The sequence below is a fragment of the Brevundimonas sp. genome (assembly GCF_035626535.1).
GTDB lineage: Bacteria > Pseudomonadota > Alphaproteobacteria > Caulobacterales > Caulobacteraceae > Brevundimonas.
The window spans coordinates 1-7,394 of the sequence record NZ_DASPNO010000090.1; the positions used below are offsets into that span (position 1 = coordinate 1).

Annotated in this window: 9 protein-coding genes; 6 read left to right on the forward strand and 3 right to left on the reverse strand. The window is 67.7% G+C overall.

The window, feature by feature from the left end; genetic code table 11:
* Nucleotides 1-119: 119 nt before the first annotated feature.
* Nucleotides 120-626, reverse strand: coding sequence for a hypothetical protein (locus VEC04_RS13535; protein WP_324777520.1), 507 nt, complete (start codon nucleotides 624-626; stop codon nucleotides 120-122).
* 87 nt (nucleotides 627-713) lie between these two features.
* Here VEC04_RS13535 and VEC04_RS13540 point away from each other — a divergent pair, with 87 nt between their 5' ends.
* The 4 genes from VEC04_RS13540 to VEC04_RS13555 all read left to right on the forward strand — a co-directional run bounded on the left by VEC04_RS13540 (nucleotide 714) and on the right by VEC04_RS13555 (nucleotide 3,961).
* Nucleotides 714-1,478 (forward strand): ATP12 family chaperone protein, encoded by a 765-nt coding sequence (locus VEC04_RS13540; RefSeq protein ID WP_324777521.1) that lies wholly within the window; start codon nucleotides 714-716, stop codon nucleotides 1,476-1,478.
* Nucleotides 1,479-1,555: 77 nt separating this feature from the next.
* Nucleotides 1,556-2,002 carry a hypothetical protein gene (locus VEC04_RS13545; RefSeq protein WP_324777522.1) on the forward strand — a complete coding sequence of 149 codons (447 nt, stop codon included), beginning with the start codon at nucleotides 1,556-1,558 and terminating at the stop codon, nucleotides 2,000-2,002.
* Nucleotides 1,999-2,325 carry a transcriptional regulator gene (locus VEC04_RS13550; RefSeq protein WP_324777523.1) on the forward strand — a complete coding sequence of 109 codons (327 nt, stop codon included), beginning with the start codon at nucleotides 1,999-2,001 and terminating at the stop codon, nucleotides 2,323-2,325. Before VEC04_RS13545 ends, VEC04_RS13550 begins: the two co-directional genes overlap by 4 nt.
* Before the next feature lie 103 nt (nucleotides 2,326-2,428).
* The gene (locus VEC04_RS13555) at nucleotides 2,429-3,961 is read left to right on the forward strand and encodes an acyl-CoA carboxylase subunit beta (protein ID WP_324777524.1); all 1,533 of its coding nucleotides are present in this window, start codon (nucleotides 2,429-2,431) and stop codon (nucleotides 3,959-3,961) included.
* On the opposite strand, the gene VEC04_RS13560 is transcribed toward VEC04_RS13555, so the two are convergent.
* A complete protein-coding gene (locus VEC04_RS13560; RefSeq protein ID WP_324777525.1) occupies nucleotides 3,962-4,939 on the reverse strand; it encodes a toll/interleukin-1 receptor domain-containing protein in 978 nt (325 codons plus the stop codon).
* Between the two features lie 164 nt (nucleotides 4,940-5,103).
* On the opposite strand from VEC04_RS13560, the gene VEC04_RS13565 reads away from it, so the two are divergent.
* Complete coding sequence (locus VEC04_RS13565) at nucleotides 5,104-5,760, forward strand: glutathione S-transferase family protein (RefSeq protein ID WP_324777526.1); 657 nt, start codon at nucleotides 5,104-5,106, stop codon at nucleotides 5,758-5,760.
* 172 nt (nucleotides 5,761-5,932) lie between these two features.
* Here the strand turns inward: VEC04_RS13565 and VEC04_RS13570 are convergent, their stop codons facing one another.
* Nucleotides 5,933-6,337 (reverse strand): MerR family DNA-binding protein, encoded by a 405-nt coding sequence (locus VEC04_RS13570; protein ID WP_324777527.1) that lies wholly within the window; start codon nucleotides 6,335-6,337, stop codon nucleotides 5,933-5,935.
* 72 nt (nucleotides 6,338-6,409) lie between these two features.
* Here VEC04_RS13570 and VEC04_RS13575 point away from each other — a divergent pair, with 72 nt between their 5' ends.
* Nucleotides 6,410-7,162 (forward strand): MauE/DoxX family redox-associated membrane protein, encoded by a 753-nt coding sequence (locus tag VEC04_RS13575; RefSeq protein WP_324777528.1) that lies wholly within the window; start codon nucleotides 6,410-6,412, stop codon nucleotides 7,160-7,162.
* Nucleotides 7,163-7,394 lie beyond the last annotated feature (232 nt).

Consider the following 7,394-nt stretch of genomic DNA (forward strand, 5'->3'; position numbering starts at 1 on the left):
CAGGAAGAGTCGTTGCGGCGGACTTCGAACCCTCTGAAACCACCGAGTTCATGGATGGCCGGGACAAGCCCGGCCATGACGACTGAGGAGCGCCGTCTGAACCGAACGCGGCCTGACGCCTAGCTGCCGCAGGTCCAGTCCGCGGTGAACACCTCGCGCCGGCCGCCCGACGTGACCGTGGCCCGCACGGGACGACGCAGCGCGCCCTCGGGTTCGGCGACGCGATCGCCCAGATCGGGCGCGGCGTCGACCTGGATCACCGCGCCGCCGCCCTCGAAGCGGCCGCCGCGCGCCATGTCGCTGATCTCCACCAGGGGAGCGCCGGTCAGGTCGACCACCCGGCCATCCACCTTGGCCACGGCGTCGCCGATCACCGCCACCACCAGATCAGCCTCGCCGCGCGACAGGGTGCAGCCGGCGCCGTTTTCCAGCCGGTTCTCGAAGTCGGCGCGGCTCAGGCCCGACAGGATGGTCGGAGCGGCGGGAGGCGCCGGCGGCCCGCCCGGCGGCTGCGGCGGTTCGGGCGCGCTTGGAGCGGCCGGCGCGGCGGGCGGCTCGGGGGCTGCGGGCGGGGCCTGACAGGCGGCCACGGCCAGCAGCGCGATCAGGGGCAGGGCGGCCTTCATGGGAAACCTCCGGCGGACGGGCGCGAACCCATCTGGCGCGTCTTCCGGCGGCTGTGCAATCCCGCGCCGGGGTCCTATATCGCGGCCATGTCGCATATCCCGCCCCTCGACCCCAACGTCGCCGCCCGCAAGGGCTTCCGCGAGTCCGAGGAGCGCCTGAAACGCTTCTGGGAGGCCGTGGATGTCGAGAAAGGGGAGGGCGGCTGGAGCGTCATCCTCGACGGCCGCACGCCCAGGACCCCCGCCGGCGCGAAACTGACCCTGCCGACCGAAGCCGCCGCCCGGCTCGTCGCCGACGAATGGGCCGCCCAGGGCGAGTTCATCGAGCCGGGGACCATGCCCGCCACCCGGCTCGCCTCCACCGCCATCGACCGCGTCAGCCAGGCCCGCGAGCCCGTCGCCGACGAGGTCGCCGCCTTCGCCGGCTCCGACCTGCTCTGCTACCTCGCCGACCATCCGACGGCGCTGGCGGTCGAACAGGCCCGCGAGTGGACCCCGTGGCGCGACTGGGCGGCCATCGAGCTGGGCGCCCACCTTGAGGCGGTGGAGGGGATCATGCACCGCGCCCAGGCTCCCGGCGCCATCGCCCGCGTGCGCGAACTGGCCCTGCGCCTCGACGACTTCGCCCTGACCGGACTGGCCATGGCCACGCCCCTGCTGGGCTCGGCCGTGCTCGCCTTCGCCGTCCAGCGCGGCGTCCTCGGCGGAGAGGCCGCCTTCGAACTCTCCCGCCTCGACGAGGCCTTCCAGGAGCGCCAGTGGGGCGTCGACGCCGAGGCCGCCGAACGCACCGCCGCCCGCCGGGCGGAGGCCGCGCTGCTGGAACGGTGGTTCAAGGCTCTCGGGACCTGACTTTCCAAGTCGGAAAATAATCACTTGACGATGTGGAAAGTCGCTGTCACTTTCCGGATCAGAAAGTGAGGAAGCCGATGACCGAAGACCCGACTCCCGCCGAGGCCCTGGCCTCCATCCGCGCCGCCCGCGGCTCCGTTGGCGACCGCCTCACGGTTCACTGGAGCTACGACGTCGCCTACGGCCTGATCTGCGGCGGCATCGTCGCCAGCCTTGGCGTGCCGGCCCCGTACGGCAGTCTGATCGTCGTCGTCTGCATGCTCGGCCTGGTGCTGATGATCCAGTGGTACCGCAAGCAGACGGGGGTCTGGGTCAGCGGCCTGTCGCCGCGCCGCGCCCGCTGGGTCGCGCTGGGCCTCGGCTTCGTGCTGGTCAGCCTGTGCATCGCCAGCCTGCTGCTGACGCGCCGCCTCGGCCTGTGGTGGGCGCCGTTCGCCACCGGCGCCGCGGCCGGGCTGATCGCCGTCGTGGCCTCGCGCCTGTGGATGCGGGTCTACCGCCGGGAGCTGGAGAACGAGTCGTGACCCCGGTTCCCAGCTTCGATCCCGCCATCCACGCCCCTGGCCGGCTGCAGATCTGCGCCATCCTGTCCGGCGTCGACGAGGCCGAGTTCGCCATGATCCGCCAGGCCATCGGCGTCTCCGACTCGGTCCTGTCCAAACATCTGAAGCAGCTCGAGGAGGCCGGCTACGTCGCCGTCCGCAAGGCCCCCCTCGACGGCCGCCAGCGCACCTGGCTGTCCCTGACCGCCGCCGGCAAGTCCGCCTTCGCCGGCCACGTCGCGGAACTGACCCGGCTGGCGGGCCTGACCGCCCCCACCCTGCTCGGCGAGGGCTTCGCGGGCTAGCATTCCTCCCCCCTTGGGGGAGGGGGACCATCCGAAGGATGGCGGAGGGGGCGCTTGCCTCCGCCTCCGCCCCTCCTTAAGCCAGCGCTCAAGGAGACGCCCCATGCAAGACATCCTCGAACAGCTCGAAGCCCGCCGCGCCGCGGCCCGCCTCGGCGGCGGCGAGACGCGCATCGCCAGCCAGCACGCCAAGGGCAAGCTGACCGCCCGCGAGCGCATCGAGGTGCTGCTCGACGAAAGTTCGTTCGAGGAAACCGACATGTTCGTGGAGCACCGCTCGCACGACTTCGGCATGGACAGGCAGCGCATCCCCGGGGACGGCGTGGTCACCGGCCGCGGCACGATCGGCGGGCGGCTGGTCTACGTCTTCTCCAAGGATTTCACCGTCTTCGGCGGCTCGCTCTCGGGCGCCCACGCGGCCAAGATCGTCAAGATCCAGAAGATGGCCCTGACCAACGGCGCCCCGATCATCGGCCTGTTCGACGCTGGCGGCGCCCGCATCCAGGAGGGGGTCGAAAGCCTCGCCGGCTACGCCGACATCTTCCTCCAGAACACCCTTGCCTCGGGCGTCATCCCCCAGATCAGCGTCATCATGGGCCCCTGCGCCGGCGGCGACGTCTACAGCCCGGCCATCACCGACTTCATCTTCATGGTGAAGGACACCTCCTACATGTACGTGACCGGCCCCGACGTAGTGAAGACCGTCACCAACGAGGTGGTCACCCACGAGGACCTCGGCGGCGCCCGGGTGCACGCGGGCAAGTCGGGGGTCGCCGACGGCGCCTTCGAGAACGATCTGGAGGCCCTCAGCGAGGTCCGCCGCCTGATCGGCTTCCTGCCCCTGTCGAACCGCGAGAAGCCCCCGGTCCGCGACTCCTACGACGACCCCGAGCGCGACGAGCCCAGCCTCGACACCCTGGTCCCGGCCAATCCGAACCAGCCCTACGACATCAAGGAGCTGATCCTGAAGACGGTCGACGAGGCCGAATTCTTCGAGATCGGCCCCGACTTCGCGAAGAACATCGTCACCGGCTTCGGCCGCCTCGACGGGCAGACGGTCGGCGTCGTCGCCAACCAGCCGCAGGTGCTGGCCGGCGTCCTCGACATCGACTCCAGCCGCAAGGCCGCCCGTTTCGTGCGCTTCTGCGACGCCTTCGACATCCCGCTGGTGACCTTCGTCGACGTGCCCGGCTTCATGCCCGGCACGCGTCAGGAGTACGGCGGCCTGATCAAGCACGGCGCCAAACTGCTGTTCGCCTACGCCGAGGCCACCGTGCCAAAGCTGACCGTCATCACCCGCAAGGCCTACGGCGGCGCCTATGACGTGATGAGCTCCAAACATCTGCGCGGCGACGTCAACTACGCCTGGCCCTCGGCCGAGATCGCCGTCATGGGGGCCAAGGGCGCGGTCGAGATCATCTTCCGCAAGGAGGCCGGCGACCCGGAAGCCCTCGCCGCCCGCGAGGCCGAGTACAAGGCCCGCTTCGCCAACCCCTTCGTCGCGGCCGGCCTCGGCTACATCGACGACGTGATCATGCCGCACGGCACGCGGCGGCGGCTGATCCGGGCGCTACGGACGCTGAAGGGGAAGGTGCAGGAGAACCCGTGGAAGAAGCACGATAATATTCCGCTGTGACTACCAGTCCCATTCCAGTATGTAGGTTGCGTAGGGCTGCGGCCGCGGAACGGTAACGCTCAGTTTCTCACCACCATTTTTGATACGACTGGTCGGAACCTGGGTACGGCTGGCCCCTAGTACTTTAATTAGTCTCGCTGACGTCGCAGGCCTTGATGGTGGAAAATTGACCGTGATGGATAGCTTTTCGTAATTCCGTGTGTTGTTGAAAAGAGCTGTTTCTGTGTTCTCCAAGTGGCAGTCGAGGGCCAAAAACTTCGCGACAAACTCGTAGTCTCTCCCCCGGTCGAGAGGAGCATCGAAAACGAAGGCCATTCTCTTCTGCCCACCGTCGTCGCGGGCAAACTGAAGACTTCCCATATTTGCCGAAATAAACTTCACATCTCCCGAAGATGTAAAATTCTGAACATCGATATGCCTGACCTCCGCTGTAAGAGGGCGGAACAGCCGACGGTAGGTTAGATCCGCGATGTGCCCGCGTTCATCCGTGAGATCGACTGTATAGTGCGCCGCTAGTTCGCGAACATTGTTTGGCGCGAGACTGTCGCCGATCGCCTGAGCCAGGCGATCCATGCCTGACTTGAATGCTTTCCGACCTGAATCGGCTGGCAGGGACATAATGACCCTGTCCCGAATCTCGGTTGCAAACCCTGGGTAGGACGGATTCCAGTCCGTGAATACGAAATCATCCAGCGCAATCGGATACAATAAGGTCTGACCTTCGAGCTTTGCTTCGCGCCTTAGACATTGCTCGATTTCATTGATGACGCCGGAACGGCCGAGCGATGCGCGAGAACAGAGTAGGATGACAGCGTCAGAGGTTTCTATACTGTCCCGCATGAAGCGGTGCAGGCGTTGGCCCGGCCTTGCGTCATTCTCGAATAGCAGTGGTGCGAAGCCATACAGCTTAAGTCCTCGTACAATCTTTTGGGCGATCGCAATGTCGGGCGCACCGTAGCTGACAAACACCCGCTTCATGTTTGTGGGGTCCCGAGTATCGCCCTGACGGCGCTGGCGACAGTCAACCTGCATTTGTGGGCTTCCGCAATTCCCTGGTTAAGAAGAGCCCTACGGTCGGTTGAGGTGACGTCTCTTGAGGGTGCGCTATAGCAGCATGGTCAGCGGCCATTGGAGAAAGCCCCATGATCACCCTCCACGCCTTCGCCAACATGTTCCCCGGCGGCATCGGCGAGACCAAGGACATCCGCATTCAGTGGGCGCTGGAGGAGATGGGCCTGCCGTACGAGATCAAGGCCCTCGACTATCTGGGCGGCGAGGCCGACAGCCCAGCGTTCTCGGCGATCAGCCCGTTCAACCAGATCCCGGTGCTGGAGGACGACGGTCTGGTGATCGCCGAATCCTGCGCCATCCTGATCCATCTGGCCGAAAAATCCGCCTGCCTGATGCCCGCCGACGAAGCGGGGCGGCTGCGGGTCATCCAGTGGTGTTTCGCCGCCACGGCCACCGTCCAGCCCGCCCTGTCGATGATCGCCATGGTCGACGCCGGCGTCATGGGCAAGGACCCCGCGGCGCGCGAGTTTCTGGTCGGCCTCGCCACCCGCTGGCTGGCCGGGCTGGAGCGCCAGCTCGAGGGTCATGACTGGATCACGGGCGACGATTTCACCATCGCCGACATCACCCTCGCCGACGTCCTGCGCGAGATCCGCGAGACCGACCTGATGGACGGCTACCCCAATGTGAAGGCCTTCTACGCCCGCGCCTTCGCCCGTCCTGCGCGGCGCAGGGCGCGCGAACTGACCGCCGAACGGATGGGGGTGGACCTGGGCCAGATCGCCTGATCGCGCCCTTCTCCACTTGCGGGAGAAGGTGGCAGCCGAAGGCTGACGGACGAGGGGGCGACGGGACAGCGGGAGTCATCGACTGCAGTTGGGGCGCCTGTCACCGCCGCTGGCGCGATCCTCGTCCGACCTCGCTGCGCTCGGCCACCTTCTCGCGCAAGGGGAGAAGGGATCAACCCTCGAACGCCTCCAGGATCGGGCAGGGCCCTCGCCCTCCGCCGGCGCACGCCCCCGCCAGCCGCCGCAGCGACGCCCGCGCCGCCTCCAGCTCGGCGATCCGCGCGTCCAGCTCGACCAGTCGCGCTTCGGCCAGGGCCAGGGCCCGCGACCGGTCCTCGCCCGCGTCCAGCGCCAGCAGCTCGCCGATCTGCTCAAGGGTGAACCCCGCCGCCTGCGCCGAGCGGATGAAGCGCAGCCGCCGCACGTCCTCCGGCCCGTAGCGCCGCACCCCGCCGCCCGACCCCGATCCCTCCGGCCGCGGCGGCGTCTCCAGCAGCCCGCGCCGCTGGTAATACCGCACCGTCTCCACCCCGACGCCGCCGGCCGCCGCCAGCCGCGCGATGGTCATATCCGACATGCCTTGACTCCGTACCATGCTACGGACCCTACATGGGGCGCGGACCGTTATCGGCAACAGGAGAAAGCCCCCATGTCCGCGCAAGCCGCCGCCCCCCGGAAGACCGCCGTCCTCTACCGCATGGTCATGCCCGACCACCTCTGCCCGTCCGGCCAGAAGGCCCGCTGGCTGCTGCGGCGCAAGGGCTACGAGATCGAGGACCACCATCTGAAGACCCGCGCCGAGACCGACGCCTTCAAGGCCGAACACGGCGTCCCCACCACGCCCCAGACCTTCATCGACGGCGTCCGCATCGGCGGCTACGACGACCTGCGCCGCTTCTTCGGCCAGAAGGTCCCTGAGCCGGGCGCGACCAGCTATACCCCGGTGCTGGTGGTCTTCGCCGTCGCCGCCCTGATCGCCGTCGCCATCGACTGGCTGGCGATGCGGGCGATCTCGACGATGGTCCTGCCCAATTTCATCGCCGTGGCCATGTGTCTGCTGGCCATGTTGAAGCTGCAGGACGTCGAGAAATTCTCGACCATGTTCCTCAACTACGACCTGCTGGCGCGACGTTGGGTGCCCTACGGCTATATCTACCCCTTCGCCGAACTGGGCGCGGGCGTACTGATGCTGGCCGGCGTCCTGACCTGGCTGTCCGCGCCCGTCGCCCTCTTCATCGGCGGTATCGGCGCCGTCTCGGTGTTCAAGGCCGTCTATATCGACAAACGCGAGCTGAAATGCGCCTGCGTCGGCGGCTCGTCGAACGTCCCGCTCGGCTTCGTCTCCCTGACCGAGAACCTGATGATGGTCGCTATGGCGGCGTGGATGCTGGCGATGCACTGAACGTCGTTCACCTCCCCATGAGCGAAGGCGAATGGGGAGGACGACCGCGCAGCGGTCAGGAGGGGGCGGCGCGGAGGGCAGGTGATTGGCGCCTGGCTGGCAAACGCCTGCGCCATCCCCTCCTGATCGCCGCTGACGCGCCGATCTATCCTCCCCATCGGCCTGGGCCGATGGGGAGGTGACCCGGGATTCTATCCCACCCCCCTCAACCCCGCCCGCAGCACGTCCGGGT